Below are 16,546 nucleotides of genomic sequence, written 5' to 3'. Positions count from 1 at the left end.
ATCGGATACGGCACCGCCATAGTGGGTACCTGCCCATGAGGTAACTCCCTTGAATCCCACCATAGCGTCGTTCGAACACAGAGACGAGAATGTGGCTATGCGCAGCATCTGGAAAGGCGCGATCTCGTTCGGTCTTGTCACCATCCCGGTGAAGCTCTACTCCGCGACCGAACAGAAGGACGTCACGTTCCACCAGGTGCACCGCAAGGACGGCGGCCGGATCAAATACAAGAGGATCTGCTCGATCGACGGCGAAGAGGTGCCCTACTCGGACATCGCCAAGGGCTACGAGCTCGCGACCGGCGAGATCGTCGTGCTGACCGACGAGGACTTCGCCGGTCTGCCGTTGACCACCTCCCGCAGGATCGACGTGCTGCAGTTCACCCCCGCGGACCAGATCGACCCCATCTACTTCGCCAAGTCCTACTACCTGGAGCCGGACGCGCAGGGCGCCAAGCCGTACGTGCTGTTGCGGGACGCCCTGGAGCGGTCGGGACAGGTGGCGGTGGTGAAGGTCGCCCTGCGGCAGCGCGAGTCGCTCGCCGCCCTGCGCGTCCGCGACGGCGTCTTCGTGCTGGAGACCATGCTCTGGCCGGACGAGATCCGCGAGGCCGACTTCCCGTTCCTTGAAGAGGACATCGACGTACGGCCCCAGGAACTGAAGATGGCCGAGTCCCTGATCGAGACGATGGTGGCGGACTTCGACCCCACCCAATACACGGACGCCTACCGGGAGGCGCTGCAGGAGGTCATCGAGGCCAAGGTGGCGGGCAAGGAGGTCGTCGCCCCGGAGACCCCGGCCGAGGAAGGGCCGGCCGTCGACCTCATGGCCGCGCTGCGGGCCAGCGTGGAGGCGGCCAAGCGGGAGCGCCAGGGCGCCGCGCCCGCCAAGTCGACCGGCAGAACCGCCAAGGCCAAGGCCGCGCAGGACGGCGCGGACGAGGAGGAGAAGGCGTCCAAGAAGCGGAAGACCCGCCGCTCCGCCTGACCGGTCCGATTCTGGGCTGTGGCTCTGCGCTGTGGTTTTGCACTGTGGTTTTGCACTGTGGTTTTGCACTGTGGTTTTACATGGAGGGCCCCGGCGGGCGGTTTCCGCCGGGGCATTCTTCACGGTACGGAAGTGGGCGATCCGTACAGGGCCGCGAGCTCTCGGCCGCCCGTTCACCGCCGCCCGATCGCCACGAGGGTGGCGGAGGCGTGATCAGGGCGGGTCCGGACACCGCGGCCTCGCGCCGACGGCCCCGTACGAGTGGGTGTCACCCGTCAGTGTCAGTCGTCGCCGTCGATGTCGATGACGGCGTCACCGGATGCGAAGGCCACGTTCTTCCGGTTGACCTTCTTCTCCTTTTCGTACTTGAAGAAGCGGAAGTCGTTGCGGTTGACGGCCGTGTTACGGCAGCCGCGTCCGTGACGCCCGCAGTGGCCCTTGCCGTGACCCCAGTGGGAGCTGATCGTCGGGGTGCCGGAGGTCGAGGCCTGAGCGGTGGTGGCGCTCAGGGCGAGCGCGCCGCCGGCCATTACGGTGCTGACGGCCAGACCGGTGATGACGTTCCGGAATTTGGGCATTGAGGTCCTCCTCGAAGGATGGAGTGCCCGAGTGCGACATTCCCGGTAGCTGCCGGAAATGTCGAGCGATGTCCTGTATGTCCGGTCATCGCCCTGGCGTCTTAATTGCCGATGCGGCCTGGCGGCAAACGGGGCCGGTGGGAATTTGGGCCCGCGTTGTGGCACGCCGTCCCAGGTTAGGGGAGCGCTGACCCGATCGACGTTCATGTCTGACGTGCCCGTGCGGCATCGGGGGTAGGGCGGACGGCGGTTCCCCGCCGTGGTGTTCCTCAATCCCCGGTTCTCGTTCGCTTCGGCCCGTGGATCCCGGTCGCCGGGGGCGGCACATGAGGCTGGTGCCGGACCGGGATCGGACCGGGATCGAGCGGGATCGAAGGGGACGAGCGAGGTTCGGTGTTGAGGGGATGGGTGAGTCTGTCGGGAAGCTGCGGGGGATCCGCTGGGGAAAGGGCCAGGGCTCCGGCGAGGATCTCGCCGGAGCCCTTTTCATGCCATCTGGTGGAAGGCGCTTCCAGGCTCCCCGTCGCTCGGCGTGGAGACGCACTGGACGCACCCGGCTGCACTTACCCGCGCCGTCGCCCCCGGCAGGTGGTGGAGAGACACGTGTGGGCGGTTGTGCCCACCGGATTCCGTCACCCGACCGGATAGCGCGGTGTCGCGCGAGGCGTCACGCCTCGCTTAGTCGACGTTCTTGTTCTTGTTCTCGTTGATGTGCTCGCGGTCGTTGCGGTTCCACCAGTCGTTGTTGTTGTGGTCCCACCAGTTCTGGTCGGCGTACCAGTTGTTGTTGAGCCAGTTGAATGCGCGGTCGTCCTTCTCCTGGAAGCCGAACGCGACATCCTTGGCGACGAGGCCGAAGGCGTCGTGCCCCGACTTGTCGTCCTTGTAGAAGTTCTGGCCCCACCAGTTGTTGGTGTCCCACCAGTTGTTCTGGTTGCGGTCGTTGATGTTGTGGTTGCGGTCGTTGCGGTCCCGGGTGATGTCCGGGGTGAACGTCTGCGGGAAGAAGTCGTCACCCTTCTTGTTGTCCTGGGCGATGCCGCCCTTGCTGTCGTCGACGCCGTTGGCCGCGCCCTCCTTGGCGATGGGGCGCGAGTCGCTCTTCTTGAAGAAGAAGGGGTTGTCGTCGGCGCTGGCGGCCGTGGCGCCCATGGCGACGGCTCCGCCGACGACCGCGGTGCTGAGCGCGAGCCCTGCGAAGATCTTGTTGAGCTTGGGCATTATTGTTCCTCCCTGACAGGATTCGATTTCGAATTGCCCTGCGTCTATCGGCTTTTCCCGTCCGCCTGCAGTGGGCGGGAATTCCTTCGTGGCTCCTATTGAGCCTTGCTTCCGACGCTAGTGGTGATTTCCTGCCGGGCGGTCCGACAAACTGACGCCTGCTGCTTTTAGTTAATGATTAGCTGTGTATAGGATTGATTCGATGGATAATGCGCCTTATGTAGGGATAGGTACGATTTGCCCCCCTGGTGTGGCGCTCGCCGGCGAGGGTTCGGGGAGCGGCTGCGAGTCGTAGGCCGGAAAAGCCCGCCGCTGAGGGAGAGCACTGACCAAAGCGCTGAGGGGAGAGCGCTGAGGGGAGAGCACTGAGAAAGGGCGCGGAGGAAAGGCGCGGAGGAAGGGTGGCCCGTAGGGCGCGGGGGTGAGGACGGACGGGGAGCGCGCTCGGGGTGAGCGCGGGCGAGAACACCGGCGGGGCGCCGGCGGGGCACGGGGCCCACCGAGCTCCGCCGTCGCGGATCAGACCGATCGCGCCCGATAAGAGCGCGGTGGTGATGCCCGCGGCACCCGATCGCGGCCGAGAGAGTGCGGTGGTGATGCCCGCGGCAGGGGAAAAGAGCAGGGCTCCGGCGGAAACCTTCCCGCCGGAGCCCTTGGTTGTAACTGTAGGAGGATTGACGGCCGTTCCCGTTCAGGCCGCCGTCGCCCGGTGAGCGAGCGGCCGGCCCTTCGGAGAACGTGTCTCTGCACTCAACGGCGCCAGTCCGCGTGCCGGAGTCGGATGCCTCGTGAGAGGTTCTCCGGATCCGTCACCTGGTCGGAACGGCGCGATCGTCTCGCAGGAGCCGCTGGACCTGCCTTCTCAGTTCACCCGGTCGTCGTTGTTGTGGTTCCACCAGTTGTTGTCGTTGTTGTTCCACCAGTTGTTGTTGTTCCACCAGTTGTTGTTGAACCAGGTGTTGTCCTTGTTCGTCTTGTCCTGGAAGCCGATCGCAACGTCCTTCGCCACGAGCCCGAAGCCGGAGGAGTCGTCGCGCCGGTCGGCGAACGCCCCCTGGTTCCAGAAGCCCTGGTTGTCCCACCAGTTGCTGTTGTCGCCCTGGTTGAAGTTCTGGTTGCGGTTGTTCCGTTCGAAGTTGTCGTTGTTGTTCGGACCGAAGAAGACAGGGAAGCCGGTCCCCCGATCACCGCTGTCACCGATGCCCCGGTTGCCCTGGGCGATGCCGCCCGTGCTGTCGTCGACACCGTTGGCCAGGCCGCCCCGGGCGATGGGACGGTCGACGTCGCCGGTCCTGGTCGCGGCGCCGGCGGCACCGGCCAGAGCGAGCGCACCGCCGACAGCGGTGGTGCTGAGGGCGAGACCAGCGATGATCTTGTGGAGCTTGGACATGCGTTGTCCCCCTTGACAGGATTCAGTATTCCTGAATTTGTTTAGGGCATTTCTCTTCATTATGAGAAATGTCCTTCGGGCTCGTAATTGAGCCCTAACTTCCTGTGCTGTCATGATTTCCAGCGCGCTGGTCCGACAAACGGCTATCTAAGCCTTTTGATCACTAGTTAGAATCTTATGAACCGACTTAGATGAATTAAGAGAGAAATGTCTCGATTGACCGATTTGTGGGGGCGTTCGACGTCGCCGGAGTTCGGCTCGGAGAGGGAATGGTGATGGGTCCGAGCGCCGGCGCCGGGTCCGAGCGCCTGTGGTGTTGTGGGCCTCGTCCGCGGACATGCCGCCGCCCGGTATGGCGGTGGCCGTGCGGCCTGCCCGGGAGTGGCGACGGGAGCCTGCCCGGGAGTGGCGACGGGAGAGCGTCGCACTGTGCGGACCTGGCAGCGCCGGAGGAAGCGGGGCGCGCCAGGCGGTGTCCGCCTCGGCCCGGCCGGCCGGATGGAGCCGGGAGGAAGCGGCCGTCACGAGGTGGCTGTCCGGGAGCTTGCCGTCGGGAGGTGGCTGTCCGGGAGATGGCCGCCGGGAGGTGACTGTCGGGAGATGGCCGCCGGGAGATGGCCGTCGGGAATCCGCGGGCGAGTCCGTGGCCTCGCGCTCCTGAGCCCGTGGTGCGGGTAACTCCTGAGCCCGTGGTGCGGGAAAAGGTCAGGGCTCCGGCGAGAGTCTCGCCGGAGCCCTTGTCTCTGCTCCATCGAACGGCCGTTCCCGGAGCGGGGAGTGCTCACGGAGCTTTCGACGCCACGGGAACGTGACTGCGCCTAGGGCGCCGTTCTCCTGTCAAGGCTGTGGAGGACGGTGCGGCCGGCCGTTCACGTCATCCCTTCACCTGCCGGGATTGCGAGCGGCGCGGTCGTCTCGCGGACCGTTGCCGGTCCCGCCTTGTCAGTTGATGAAGTTGTCGTTGTTCCGCCAGAAGTTGTTGTTCTGGTTGTTGTTGAACCAGGAGTTGTTGTTGAACCAGCTGTTGTTCCAGAAGTTGCTGTCACGGTTGGTGCTGTCGCTGAACGCGATCGTGGCGCAGGGGCCGACGATCGCGAAGTGGGAGTCGCTGTCGAGGTTGTCGCTGAACGCGGTCTGGTTGAAGAAGTTCTGGTTGTTCCAGAAGTTGTTGTTCTGGTTGTTGTTGAACCACTGGTTCTGGTTGTCGAAGAACGGACCGCTGTTGTTGTTGCAGTCGAAGGGACCGAAAGAGCCGCCGCACGGCGCGCCGCCGAAGGTGCCGGCGCTCGCTGCTGTGGCGCTCAGGGCGATCGCGCCACCGGCGATCGCGGTGCCCAGAGCGAGTCCGGCGATAACGTTCTTGAACGTAGGCATTGCTGTCCCCCTTGAAAGAATTGGAAATCCCCGCATCCTTCGATATTTCTCGCCGATGATTCGAGAGAAATATCTCTTTGGCCCCCGTGGGCCGGGTTCCTGCGATACGTTGATGTCCGGCAGCGTCGCCCGACAAACACACCTTTGTGGCTTTTGATCGGCTATTAGCAGCATATGGAACGAATTGGAGACAAAAAGGGCGAGTTGTCCCTTAATGTCCGATTTCAATGCCGGGGTGCCGGGCGTACGGAAGCGGTGGCGGGAGCACGATCGCAGGACGGCGGGAGCGGCCGGGAGGCACGCGGTCTCGCACGGCGCGTTCGAGGGGGCGGCATTCCGGCAGGCGCTTCAAGGGGCGCTTCGACGAGAGCCGCGGGGAGCGTTCCGAGAGGGCGAGGAGCGAGCCGCCGCAGGAGAGGCGGCTCCAGCGGTCGTGTTCCACGGACGTACGGATCCGGCCGAGAACGCGCTTGCGGGCGGCCGGGGAGGCCGACCCCTACGGACCGGACCGTGAAAGCGGGGGAGACGACGAGTGCCCGTGCTCGCGAGAGGGCGCGACTGCACTCCCTCGGCGAGCACGGGCACAATCATCCGGCACTAGGTCGTGTCCGGCAGAGCTGCTGCGCGTGGCCCAGGCGGAGCCTCGTCATCGGCTCCTCCTCCGCCTTGCGATGCCTCCACCTGCCGCTCGCGACGGGCGGCATCTGCCGGACACTCCCGCCCCTCAGCGTGACCGTTCAGCGTGGCCGGTCGGAGCGGCCACGTGATGGACGCTGCGAATCAGGGGATGGGCGTGAACGTCGGCGTAGGCGTGACGTGCTTGCGCTTGCCCTCGTTGATGTCGGCGTCGATGTCGACATCCTTGTTGGTGGCCTCCGGGTTGACCGCGGTGGCCGTGTTGGTGCGCGGGTCGGCCTGCGAGTCCTGGTCCTGCCACGGCCGGTTGTGCAGCTGGTTGTAGTCGCTCGTGTTCGTGTACGGGAGCGTGGAGTTCTGCGAGTACTGCGAGTTCCACGGAACCGCGGCCGAGCCGGTGGACGACTTCTGGAACGGCGTCAGAACGAGCGTGAAGTCACGCAGCAGGAACTGGCTCTGGTTCTCCGACTGGCGAACGTGCTGCCACTCGTGGTTCTTGTTCTTGTTCTTATTCTTGTTCTTGTTCTTGCCCTTCTGGCCCTGGCGCTGCTTGTTGGTGTTGTAGTTGTAGCTCGGCCGGACGTAGCGGACACCGGCGGACGGAGCCGGGATGTACCCGCCCATGACAGTGGTAGCGCCGGCCGTGCCGACGGCGGCGCCGCCGAGCACGATGGCCGCGCCGCTCAGCGCGGTGCCGAGGGCGAGGGCCCCGGCGATGTTCTTCAACACGGACATCTGGGTGTTTCTCCTCTGAATATCGCAACCCCGGCCCGGTCCCGTACGGAACCGGAGCGGGGGATAGTGAGTTCGGCGCCGTCGTGTGTGACGCGGCGCGATGCGTTCGCCTGGCACCGGCTGTCCTCTCCTCGAAAGCGCCGCCGGTGCTCGCTCTCTCGACTGCTCGTTCACCCGCCGACGAAGCGGCGGACGGGTGGCGCCGGCGCCGTGTCCCACGGTCATCCGGGCGCCGTCCGTCCTGCCGGGCGGCGTCCGCCGCTCCGTCGTTCGCGTGTGTCTCCCGTCGTTCGCGGGTTCCGGCTCAGGTGAGGCCGCCGGTCACGAACGAGGGTGGCCGTCGGCTGCCGCGTCGCCCGCCGTGCGGGACGCTCACCGAGGCCGCTCGTGCTAACCGCGTCAGGGCACGATCACCGGCGTGGGCTCGAGGTCGTGGACCCGCCTCTTGTTGTTGCGGTCCACGTCGACGTCCGCGTCGATGTCCTTCTGCTTCACGCTCGGGTTGACCTCGGTGGCCGTGTTGGTCTTCGGCTGGGCCAGCGAGTCCTGGTCCTGGCGCGGGTTGTTGAACTGGTCGCTGTAGCTGTTCGTCCGCGTGTACGGGTACGACTGCGTGCTGCCGTACTGCCAGTTGTACGGAAGCGCACGCGCGTCGGTGTCCGTCTTCTGGAACGGCGTGAGGACGAGCGTGAAGTCACGCAGCAGGAACTGGTTCTGCGCCTGGTTCTGCCGCTCGTGCTGCCACTGCTTCGTCTTGTTCTTGTTCTTGTTCTTGTTGGCGTTCGCGCCCTTGTTCTTCTGGCGCTGCTTGTTGCTGTTGCGGTTGTAGTTCGCGTAGGGGTAGCCACCGCCCACGTAGCCGCCCATGACGGTCGCGGCGTTCGCGCTGGTGGCGGCAACGGTGGTACCCAGAGCGACGGCGCCGCCGGTAAGCGCGGCGCTGATCGCGAGGATCCCGACCAGGTTGTTGAACTTGGGCATTTCATGTCCTCCTTGAAGGATTGTTGCCCCGACACTCCGGCGTTTTCCAAGTCGTTCGGAAAATGCCCTTACTGATGACCCTTGGTGGATCATCCCTGCATTGTCTTGTTTTCCTCACCGTCAGAGCGACAAACTGCGGTCGGCGGCTTTTGCCATTCACTTATCGCTTTATTGGCATCGTTGACACCGATAGGGCGGCTTTGGTCCGAATTGCGATTTGTATCCGCATTTCGAAATGTCCGAATGAGGGTGATATTGGCCCTATGTCGCTCTCGCTGGCCGGGGTGAACCCGGGTGACCGATCCCGCGTCCCGGATAGCGGGAGTGCCGCCCGGGTCGGCGTACGGGCAGGGTTATGGTCGAGAAGCGAGAGGTGAACAGGGGAGGACGCGTGGGTGTCGAGCCGATTCCAGCGTGGCCCGGCCGGCTCATCGAGACAGGGGACACGCGCATCCATGTGCGGACGACCCCGGAGGGGCCGCCCGAGACCGCTGTATATGTGCACGGCCTGGCGGGTTCGGCGAGGGACTGGACCGACCTGATGGGCGATCTCGCCGGTGAGGCGCGGGGGATCGCCGTGGACCTGCCCGGAGCCGGGCACTCCCCGGAGCCCGCGGACGGCGACTATTCGGTCGCCGCCCACGCCAGGGCGGTGGTGCGGCTGGTGGAGTCCCTGGCGGACGGGCCGGTCCACCTTTTCGGCAATTCCATGGGCGGCGCGGTCTCGGTGCGGGTCGCGGCGACGCGGCCCGACCTCGTCAGGTCGCTGACGCTGGTGTCGCCGGCGCTGCCCGACCTGCTGCCGAGGTACGGCCCGGCCAGGATCGCCATGTCGGCCACCCCGCGCCTGGGCGAGCTGGCCGTCCGATGGCTCGCCGCGCTGCCGCCGGAGCGGCGCGTCCAGGCGACGCTCGGCATGTGTTACGGCGACGCCGCGCGGGTCCACCCGGAGCGGCTGCGCGAGGCGATAGAGGAAGTGCGCCGCCGCGACGGCCTGCCGCACGCGCGTGCGGCCATGGTCGGCTGCGCCCGCGCGATCGTCCGCGAGTATTTCCGCCTGGGCCCCGACAACCTGTGGCGGCAGGCCGGGCGGGTCATCGCGCCCACCCTCGTCGTGTACGGCCTGCGCGACCGGCTGGTGCACGCCCGCATGGCGCACCGGGCCGGACGGGTGTTCCGCGACGTGCGCCTGGTCACGCTCCCGCACGCCGGTCACGTGGCCCAGATGGAGTATCCCGAGCTCGTGGCTCGCGAATCGCGCCGCCTTATGGCCTACGCGAGAACGCCCCTGCGCCGAACAGCGTGATTGGGGAATGCGGGGCCACCCCGGTTAAGTTGTGAGAAGAGCTTGTGTTGGGCCCATGGAGCCGAGCGCGACCATTGGCACGAAAACGGGACACGGAGAGCAGGAGTGGGACTGTGTCGTTGCCACCGCTGGTAGAACCGGCAGCAGAGCTGACGGTTGACGAGGTGCGCCGCTACTCGCGCCATCTGATCATCCCTGACGTGGGCATGGCGGGTCAGAAGCGCCTCAAGAACGCCAAGGTGCTGTGTGTGGGCGCGGGCGGCCTGGGCTCTCCCGCGCTGCTCTACCTGGCCGCGGCCGGGGTCGGGACGCTCGGCATCGTCGACTTCGACGTCGTCGACGAGTCGAACCTGCAGCGCCAGGTGATCCACGGGCAGTCCGACGTGGGCCGCCTGAAGGCCGAGTCCGCCGCCGCCAGCGTGCGTGAGATCAACCCGCTGGTCAACGTCGTCATCCACAACGTCGCTCTCACGACCGACAACGTGATGGACATCTTCTCCGGCTACGACCTGATCGTGGACGGCACGGACAACTTCGCCACCCGCTACATGGTCAACGACGCGGCCGTGCTGCTGGGCAAGCCGTACGTGTGGGGGTCCATCTACCGGTTCGACGGTCAGGCGAGCGTCTTCTGGGCCGAGCACGGGCCGTGCTACCGCTGCCTCTACCCCGAGCCCCCGCCGCCGGGCATGGTCCCGAGCTGCGCCGAGGGCGGCGTGCTGGGCGTGCTGTGCGCGTCGATCGGCTCCGTCCAGGTGAACGAGGCCATCAAGGTCATCACCGGCATCGGCGAGCCGCTCGTCGGCCGTCTGATGATCTACGACGCGCTCGAGATGAAGTATCGCGACGTGAAGGTCCGCAAGGACCCCGAGTGCCCGCTGTGCGGCAAGAACCCCTCGATCACCGAGCTCATCGACTACGAGGCGTTCTGCGGCACGCTCTCCGACGAGGCGCAGCAGGCCGCCGCGGGCAGCACGATCACCGCCGCCGAGCTGGAGGCGATGCGCGAGCGTGGCGATGACATCATGATCATCGATGTCCGCGAGCCGAACGAGTACGAGATCGTCAACATCCCGGGCGCCGTGCTGATCCCCAAGGGCGAGTTCCTGAACGGCTCCGCCCTGGAGCGGCTGCCGCAGGACAAGAAGATCGTGCTGCACTGCAAGTCGGGCGCCCGCTCGGCCGAGGTGCTCGCGGTGCTCAAGAACGCCGGCTTCTCCGACGCCGTCCACGTGGGCGGCGGCGTGCTGAGCTGGATCAAGACGGTCGACCCCAGCCTGCCGACCTACTGACACGCGAACGACCGACGGCCGCCGCCTCACGCCGAGGCGGCGGCCGTCGCCGTACGCGCCCTACGCGTGGTCGTCCGGCACCACGCTGAGACCGCTGGGCGCGACGATGCGCTGCAGGGTCTCGACGTAGGCGGCGAACGCCGCCCGGCCCTTGCCGGTGAGCTTGAACCACGTCTTGGGCCGCTTGCCCACATATCCCTTGCGTACGGCGACGTATCCGGCGGCCTCCAGCGCGCTGCCGTGCTTGGACAGGACCGAGTCGCTGACGCCCAGGGTGTCGCGGACGAAGGCGAATTCTGCCTCCTCGGCCGCCGCGAGCAACGAGACGATCTGCAGCCGGGTGGGGGCGTGGATGACGGGATCGAGTTCCATCAGTGGGTCTCTTCGAATCGGCGGGCCACCCAGCGGGCGATGCGGCGGGAGATCGCCCGGCTGCCGAGGGCGAAGTACACGGTCATCACGACGCCGCCGCCGGCCATGCCGTACGGCACGTCCGCGGCCTGGAGCGCGAACGACGCCACCCAGCACAGCACGATGCCGGCGAAGAGCCAGGGCAGATAGACGGCCGAGAAGGCACGTCTCATCGCGGGGTCGCTGACGGTCATCGGCCGTGTCTTGGCGAAGACGGCGGTCAGGGCGCCCAGCGCCGCCATGAGCAGGATCCCGCCGCAGATGGTCACCGGGATCGGCGTGCCGGGCTCGCTGACGACGAGGACGCCGGTCACCAGGACCCCTACGCCCGTGATGAACCAGGTGGGCAGCCAGGTCTGGGTCCTGATCGCCTTCGCCTGGGTCTGCCGGATCAGCGCCAGGCTCTGCGCCGCTTCCTCGGGGTTCACGGGGGCTCCTCTCGTATCTCTTTCCATCTCGGAAAGTACTTTCCACTTTCCGAAGCGTCAAGTACTTTCCGGTGGCATTTGTGGGGATGGCTGGCGGTAGGTCGCGTTAAGGTCACTGGAGGAGGGAGGCCGCGACGGGAACGGAGGCGCAGTGGGCGAGACGCGCACCTGGCCGGCCGTGGCCGTGGCCTCCGCGTTCACCCTCGTCTGCGCGATCGTCGGCGGGATCGCGGCCAGCGCCGCAGTCGCCGAGCTGACGAGAGGGCCGAGCACGGCGGAGCTGCGCGAGGCGCAGGCGGCCGAGACGGCGCTGCGATGGGAGCGCTGGCCCGCCGGCCGGATCTTCCCCGCGACCCTGGCCTACACGAGCGAGCAGGGCGGGCGTGAGTCGGCGCGGCGGGTGGGCATCTCCTCGCGCACCGACTGCCGCGGCGCCGTCGACACGGCCATCGCCGGTCAGATCACGGCGGCCGGCTGCCGGGCGATCCTGCGGGCCACCTACCTCGACGCCCTGCAGGGCATCGTGGTGACGATCGGCGTGGCCGCCTTCCCCGACGCGCTCAAGGCGCGCTCGGCCGTCCCGATCTTCCCCGGCGACGGCTCGGCCGCCCCCGGCCTGCGCGCCCTCGCGTTTCCCGGCACCGTGACCGACCGCTTCTCGGCGGGCGGCCGCCAGTCGCTGGTCCTGCACACGGCCGGGCCGTACCTCGTGATGGCGACGGCGGGCCAGGTCGACGGGCGTCCGGCCCGCGCGCTCGGGGAGCAGCGGGAGACCATGTTCTCGTTCACCGGGGACCTGGCCGAGGAGGTCGGCGCGATCCTCACCGCGCCGGCGTCCCCGGACTGCACCGCCAAGGAGTGGCAGTGCTGACCGCGCCGCTCCGCAGGGCCCTCGCGGCGTGCGCCGCCGCGTTCGCCGTGGCGAGTGGCACGTTCCTCGTTCCCGGCCCGGCCAGGGCCGACGACGTACGGCTCAGCCAGCAGGACGTGCTGCGCACGCTCGACGTCGACGACGCCTGGCGGCTGACGAAGGGCAAGGGCGTGACCGTCGCGGTCCTCGACTCGGGTGTCGATCCCGACCACCGCGACCTCGCCGGATCGGTCGTCACCGGGAGGGACTACACGGCCGGGGCCAACCCGCGCGGGGTGCAGCCGGTGCGCCTGCACGGCACGTACATGGCCTCGCTCATCGCCGGGCACGGGCACGGCCCCGGCGGCGCGGACGGCATCATCGGCATCGCGCCGGAGGCCAGGGTGCTGTCGGTGCGGGTGATCCTCGAAGACGAGGAGCCCGGGTTCCGCACGTTCAACTCCGACGCGCGCTACGAGGCCGTGGTCGCCAAGGGCATCCGCTACGCCGTGGACCACGGCGCCCAGGTCATCAACCTGTCGCTGTCGAAGGACATGCCGACGAGGGACGAGCGTACGGCGATCAGATACGCGATCTCCAAGGGCGTGGTCCTCGTCGCCGCGGCGGGCAACGAGGGCGCGGGCAAGCGGACCGCGCCGTACTCCTACCCGGCGGCGATCCCCGGCGTGATCTCGGTGGCCGCCGTCACGTCCACGCTGAGGCGGGCCTCGTTCTCCAACCGGAACTCCTCGGTGATGGTCGCCGCGCCGGGCGTCGACGTCCTCGGGGCCGGTCCCGGCGACGAATACTGGGTCGGCCGGGGGACCTCCCAGGCGACCGCGCTCGTCTCCGGCGTCGCCGCGCTGATCAAGTCGCGGTATCCCCGCATGTCGCCCGCCCTCGTCGCGCAGGCGCTCGCGTCGTCGCCCGCCAGGAAGGGGCCGTACAACACCGGCACCGGGTTCGGGGTGGTCAACGCCTACCGGGCGCTGAGCGTGGCGGCGACCCTGGCCAGGCATCGCGCCACGGCGTCGGGGACGGGCGTGCAGAACCCCTTGCGCGCCGTCCGCGCGGCGGCGGCAGACCCGGACCCCATCGTGGTCGTACGGCGCGACACGGGGTCGATCCTGCTCTGCGGAGCCATCGCGCTCGGCGGCTTCACCGGCTCGGGCGCGGGCGTGGCCGTCCTGCTCGTCCTCACCCGGCGGGCGCGCAGACGGCAGCGGGAGGAGGACGACGCGCTGCCGCCTGCTCCTTGGCCGACGGGCCTGCCGACGTAGCATCGAGGTATGCCGCCCGAGCAGCCCCGCATCCCGCAGACGGCGCGGACGCCGTCCGGTCTCCGGCGGCCGGGTCCGCGGGCGCTGCCGCTCGGCGCGTCCGCGCGCCGCGCCCGCGCGCGGCCCTGGACGGCGTCGAGGGGACGGGCCGCCGCCGCCCAGGCGGCCAAGGAGCGCGCCGAACTCGCGCGCGGCATCCGCTTCCGCTCGCTCTATCTCACGATCATGGGCGTCGTCCTCGCCGTCGCCGCGGTGAACGTGCTGCTGGGATCGGTCGGGCTGATCCAGGAGAACCAGGCCAGGCCGCTCACCGACGCCGAACGCGCCCGATATGTGGCCGAGGACGTGGCCCGCCGGTGGCGCGCCTGGCCCGCCGGCATGGTCTTCCCCGAGGAGCTTCCGTACCTCGGGCTCGGCCGCGCCCAGCAGTACGCGCGCCGGGTGGGCATCGCCCCCGAGGCGGCGTGCGCCGCGGCGGTCGACTCGCCGGTGGCGGCGGTGCTGCGCAAGCACGGCTGCCAGGCCATGCTGCGCGCCACCTACGTCGACCAGACCTCGACGTTCGCCGTCACCGTGGGCGTCGCCGTGCTGCCGAGCGAGCAGGCCCGCGCCGACGCGGCGGGCGAGCTGCCCGTGGACGACCGGGTCGGCGTACGGCCGGTGGCCTTCCCCGGCACGGTCACCGACACGTTCGGAGCGGCCCAGCGCCAGCGCACGGGATGGGTGGGCGCCGGGCCGTACATCGTCTTCTCCACAGTGGGGTACACAGACGGAAGGACGCGCGCCTCCGTCCCCCTGGAGGAACAGGTGAACAGCGAGATGTGGCCCGTGGCCGAGACCGTGGCCGGGCGCATCGCGCGCGCCCTCGGCGAGCCTCCCGACGTCCCACGCTGCACCCAGGGGAACGTGTGCTGAGGCCGGCCCTCCTCTGCGCGGCGATCACGGCCGTCCTCCTCGGGACGGGACCGGCGGCCGCGGCCGCGCCGGGCGACGAGGACGCGCGGTGGGCGCTCGACGCCGTCAACGCCGCCGCCGCCTGGAAGGTCAGCAAGGGCGCGGGCGTGACCGTCGCTCTGCTCGGCGGCGGGCAGCCCGACGCGAGCCTGCCCGGGCTGAGCGGCCGGATCGAGCTCGGGCCCGACCTGACGGGCGCGGCGATCGGCGACGACACCGTGCCGCCGGGCGACGACGCGACCGCCCTGGCCTCGGCGATCGCCGGGAGCGGACGCGGCGGGGGGGCGCCGGGGGTCGCGCCGGAGGCGCGGGGGCTGTCCGTCCCCGTGGCCCGCAGCCCTTCCGGGGGTCCGGGACCCGCCGAGCCACAGGACAGCCCGATCGCGCGGGGCATCCGCTACGCCACCGGCCGGGGCGTCAAGGTCATCTGCCTGCCCGTCCCCGCGTACGCCGTGGACCGTGTGGAGCGGGACGCCATCTCCTTCGCGCTGTCGAGGGGCGTGGTGGTCGTGGCGGCCGTGGGGGACGCCGGCCGGTCGCCGTACGCCAGGGAGAACGGCACGTCCTATTGGGCGTTCCCCGCGGGCTACCCCGGGGTGGTGGGCGTCGCCGCCGCCGACCGCAAGGGCGCCAAGACCGCGGGCAGCAGCGACAACCTCTCGGTCCTGGTCGCCGCGCCCGGAGACCGCGTGCCCGTCACGCTCGCGGGGGGCCGCCGGGGAGCCGTGTCGGGGACCGGTGTGGCCAGCGCGCTCGTCGCGGGCGCTATCGCACTAATAAAGGCGAAATATCCGAATTTGCCGCCGGAGTTGGTGTCGCGTGCTTTGACGGCGACCTCGCGGCCTCGTCCGTCCGCGGGTTATGACGACAAAGTCGGATTCGGCGTCATCGACGCGGCGGCGGCCCTGCGGAAAGCCGCGGAACTGACCGAATATGGCCGCACGTCCTCGATGCGGGACGACTCTGTGCAGGACGACGCGCATTTCGGCAGGGGACCGGTCGCGGAAGGGCCGGCACGTCCGGGGCCCGATCCGGTTAGGCTCTGGATCTACGGCATCGCCGTCGCTCTCGGAATCGGTGGTTTCTGCACCGCGGCCGTCGCGTTGCGCCGCCGCTGACCCGGAAGCCGCCGTCCGCCGAATGCCGCCGGTGATCACATGTTGGCCGCCGTTCTGCAGCATTTCGGACGCGGTCTTCCCGATGTTCGTGTTTCCGGTGACAGAGCCCGGTCAAATTTCGCTAAGGTCGCGGCTCATGGGGTACGAGCTGCGCGTAGAGCGGGATGCACCGCTCGCCTACGCCGAACTCGCGAGCGTCTCGGCACGGGCCGGATTCGAGCTGCGCGGGTCGCAGGAGGCGGGCGAGGTCGTCGCGCGCCACGGCGACTCGGTGCATCAGATCGCGACCTGGTCGGGGCGGCTCTCCGGCCAGCCCGGGTCCGACTGGCAGGTCGCCCAGCTGGCACTTCTCACCGATCTCATGGGGGCCCGGCTCGTGGGTGAGGACGGCGAGGCGTACGGCATCAGGAACGGCGTCGTCGAGCAGATCAACGGATCGTCCACGTACGAGTTCGGCAAGCTCGAAGAGATCCTCGCGGCCGGGCCGACCGAGTGGAGCGCTTGAGGGACGGCCGCGGCCAGCCGCCGCCGTACGCGGAGCGGGTGCTCGACGTGGTCGAGCGGATCCCGCGCGGCAAGGTGATGTCGTACGGGGACGTCGCCGAGTATCTCGGCGAGGGCGGTCCCCGGCAGGTCGGCCGCGTGATGTCGCTGTGGGGCGGAGCCGTGCCCTGGTGGCGCGTGATCCACGCCGACGGCACCCCGGCGGCCGGCCTCGAAGCCGAATGCCTCGCCCGGTGGCGGGAGGAGGGCACGCCGCACCGCGGCACGCGCGCGGACATGCGTGCGGCCCGCTGGGACGGTCGGGAGCGACCGTGACGGTGATCATCGTAACGCCCCTCCGGCGCCGGCTCCAGAGCTGACTTCGGGCCTGACGATCCGCGCCCCGGGCGGTCGGATCGGTGTCACTCCCCTCCCCGTAGTGCCACTCGTCACCCGGTGCCACAGGGGTGTCACCCGCTGATTCACAGGAAATCCACAGGCTTTCGCGAGTCAGGTCTGGC

At 68.8% G+C, this 16,546-nt stretch carries 17 protein-coding genes; 9 read left to right on the top strand and 8 right to left on the bottom strand.

What is annotated here, in order from left to right; translation table 11 throughout:
• Positions 1–97: 97 nt before the first annotated feature.
• On the top strand, positions 98–988 hold the full coding sequence (locus tag FLV34_RS16370) for a Ku protein (protein ID WP_142651784.1): 891 nt from the start codon (positions 98–100) through the stop codon (positions 986–988).
• 281 nt (positions 989–1,269) lie between these two features.
• Here FLV34_RS16370 and FLV34_RS16365 read toward each other — a convergent pair whose 3' ends face one another.
• The 6 genes from FLV34_RS16365 to FLV34_RS16345 all read right to left on the bottom strand — a co-directional run bounded on the left by FLV34_RS16365 (position 1,270) and on the right by FLV34_RS16345 (position 7,903).
• Positions 1,270–1,566 (bottom strand): hypothetical protein, encoded by a 297-nt coding sequence (locus FLV34_RS16365; RefSeq protein ID WP_142651785.1) that lies wholly within the window; start codon positions 1,564–1,566, stop codon positions 1,270–1,272.
• A 678-nt stretch (positions 1,567–2,244) separates the two neighbouring features.
• The gene (locus FLV34_RS16360; protein WP_142651786.1) at positions 2,245–2,787 is read right to left on the bottom strand and encodes a hypothetical protein; all 543 of its coding nucleotides are present in this window, start codon (positions 2,785–2,787) and stop codon (positions 2,245–2,247) included.
• An 862-nt stretch (positions 2,788–3,649) separates the two neighbouring features.
• Positions 3,650–4,177 (bottom strand): hypothetical protein, encoded by a 528-nt coding sequence (locus FLV34_RS40480; protein ID WP_168066376.1) that lies wholly within the window; start codon positions 4,175–4,177, stop codon positions 3,650–3,652.
• 942 nt (positions 4,178–5,119) lie between these two features.
• The gene (locus FLV34_RS16355) at positions 5,120–5,551 is read right to left on the bottom strand and encodes a hypothetical protein (RefSeq protein ID WP_142650727.1); all 432 of its coding nucleotides are present in this window, start codon (positions 5,549–5,551) and stop codon (positions 5,120–5,122) included.
• A 780-nt stretch (positions 5,552–6,331) separates the two neighbouring features.
• Positions 6,332–6,922, bottom strand: coding sequence for a hypothetical protein (locus FLV34_RS16350; protein ID WP_147943489.1), 591 nt, complete (start codon positions 6,920–6,922; stop codon positions 6,332–6,334).
• A gap of 399 nt (positions 6,923–7,321) precedes the next feature.
• The gene (locus FLV34_RS16345; RefSeq protein ID WP_142650725.1) at positions 7,322–7,903 is read right to left on the bottom strand and encodes a hypothetical protein; all 582 of its coding nucleotides are present in this window, start codon (positions 7,901–7,903) and stop codon (positions 7,322–7,324) included.
• A gap of 391 nt (positions 7,904–8,294) precedes the next feature.
• Here FLV34_RS16345 and FLV34_RS16340 point away from each other — a divergent pair, with 391 nt between their 5' ends.
• Both FLV34_RS16340 and moeZ read left to right on the top strand, forming a co-directional pair.
• Positions 8,295–9,209, top strand: a complete 915-nt coding sequence (locus FLV34_RS16340) for an alpha/beta fold hydrolase (protein WP_147943488.1) — start codon at positions 8,295–8,297, stop codon at positions 9,207–9,209.
• A 113-nt stretch (positions 9,210–9,322) separates the two neighbouring features.
• Positions 9,323–10,501, top strand: coding sequence for an adenylyltransferase/sulfurtransferase MoeZ (gene moeZ, locus FLV34_RS16335; RefSeq protein ID WP_142650723.1), 1,179 nt, complete (start codon positions 9,323–9,325; stop codon positions 10,499–10,501).
• A 60-nt stretch (positions 10,502–10,561) separates the two neighbouring features.
• Here the strand turns inward: moeZ and FLV34_RS16330 are convergent, their stop codons facing one another.
• The gene (locus FLV34_RS16330) at positions 10,562–10,873 is read right to left on the bottom strand and encodes a transcriptional regulator (protein ID WP_147943487.1); all 312 of its coding nucleotides are present in this window, start codon (positions 10,871–10,873) and stop codon (positions 10,562–10,564) included.
• The gene (locus FLV34_RS16325) at positions 10,873–11,340 is read right to left on the bottom strand and encodes a hypothetical protein (protein WP_147943486.1); all 468 of its coding nucleotides are present in this window, start codon (positions 11,338–11,340) and stop codon (positions 10,873–10,875) included. Before FLV34_RS16325 ends, FLV34_RS16330 begins: the two co-directional genes overlap by 1 nt.
• A 151-nt stretch (positions 11,341–11,491) precedes the next feature.
• On the opposite strand from FLV34_RS16325, the gene FLV34_RS16320 reads away from it, so the two are divergent.
• From FLV34_RS16320 to FLV34_RS16295, 6 genes are all read left to right on the top strand, one after another.
• A complete protein-coding gene (locus FLV34_RS16320; RefSeq protein ID WP_147943485.1) occupies positions 11,492–12,211 on the top strand; it encodes a hypothetical protein in 720 nt (239 codons plus the stop codon).
• On the top strand, positions 12,205–13,470 hold the full coding sequence (locus FLV34_RS16315) for a S8 family serine peptidase (RefSeq protein ID WP_142650719.1): 1,266 nt from the start codon (positions 12,205–12,207) through the stop codon (positions 13,468–13,470). The genes FLV34_RS16320 and FLV34_RS16315 overlap by 7 nt, the downstream gene beginning before the upstream one ends.
• 9 nt (positions 13,471–13,479) lie before the next feature.
• Positions 13,480–14,385 carry a hypothetical protein gene (locus FLV34_RS16310; protein WP_240971931.1) on the top strand — a complete coding sequence of 302 codons (906 nt, stop codon included), beginning with the start codon at positions 13,480–13,482 and terminating at the stop codon, positions 14,383–14,385.
• Positions 14,379–15,542, top strand: coding sequence for a S8 family serine peptidase (locus FLV34_RS16305; protein WP_187280650.1), 1,164 nt, complete (start codon positions 14,379–14,381; stop codon positions 15,540–15,542). The genes FLV34_RS16310 and FLV34_RS16305 overlap by 7 nt, the downstream gene beginning before the upstream one ends.
• Before the next feature lie 136 nt (positions 15,543–15,678).
• Positions 15,679–16,047 carry a hypothetical protein gene (locus FLV34_RS16300; RefSeq protein ID WP_142650717.1) on the top strand — a complete coding sequence of 123 codons (369 nt, stop codon included), beginning with the start codon at positions 15,679–15,681 and terminating at the stop codon, positions 16,045–16,047.
• The gene (locus tag FLV34_RS16295; RefSeq protein WP_185949057.1) at positions 16,035–16,361 is read left to right on the top strand and encodes an MGMT family protein; all 327 of its coding nucleotides are present in this window, start codon (positions 16,035–16,037) and stop codon (positions 16,359–16,361) included. Before FLV34_RS16300 ends, FLV34_RS16295 begins: the two co-directional genes overlap by 13 nt.
• Positions 16,362–16,546: the final 185 nt, after the last annotated feature.

This window comes from Microbispora sp. CSR-4 (assembly GCF_008033685.1).
Taxonomy (GTDB): Bacteria; Actinomycetota; Actinomycetes; order Streptosporangiales; family Streptosporangiaceae; genus Microbispora.
Note: the sequence above shows the minus strand (reverse complement) of the source record. Positions and strands in the feature narration are given on the sequence as shown.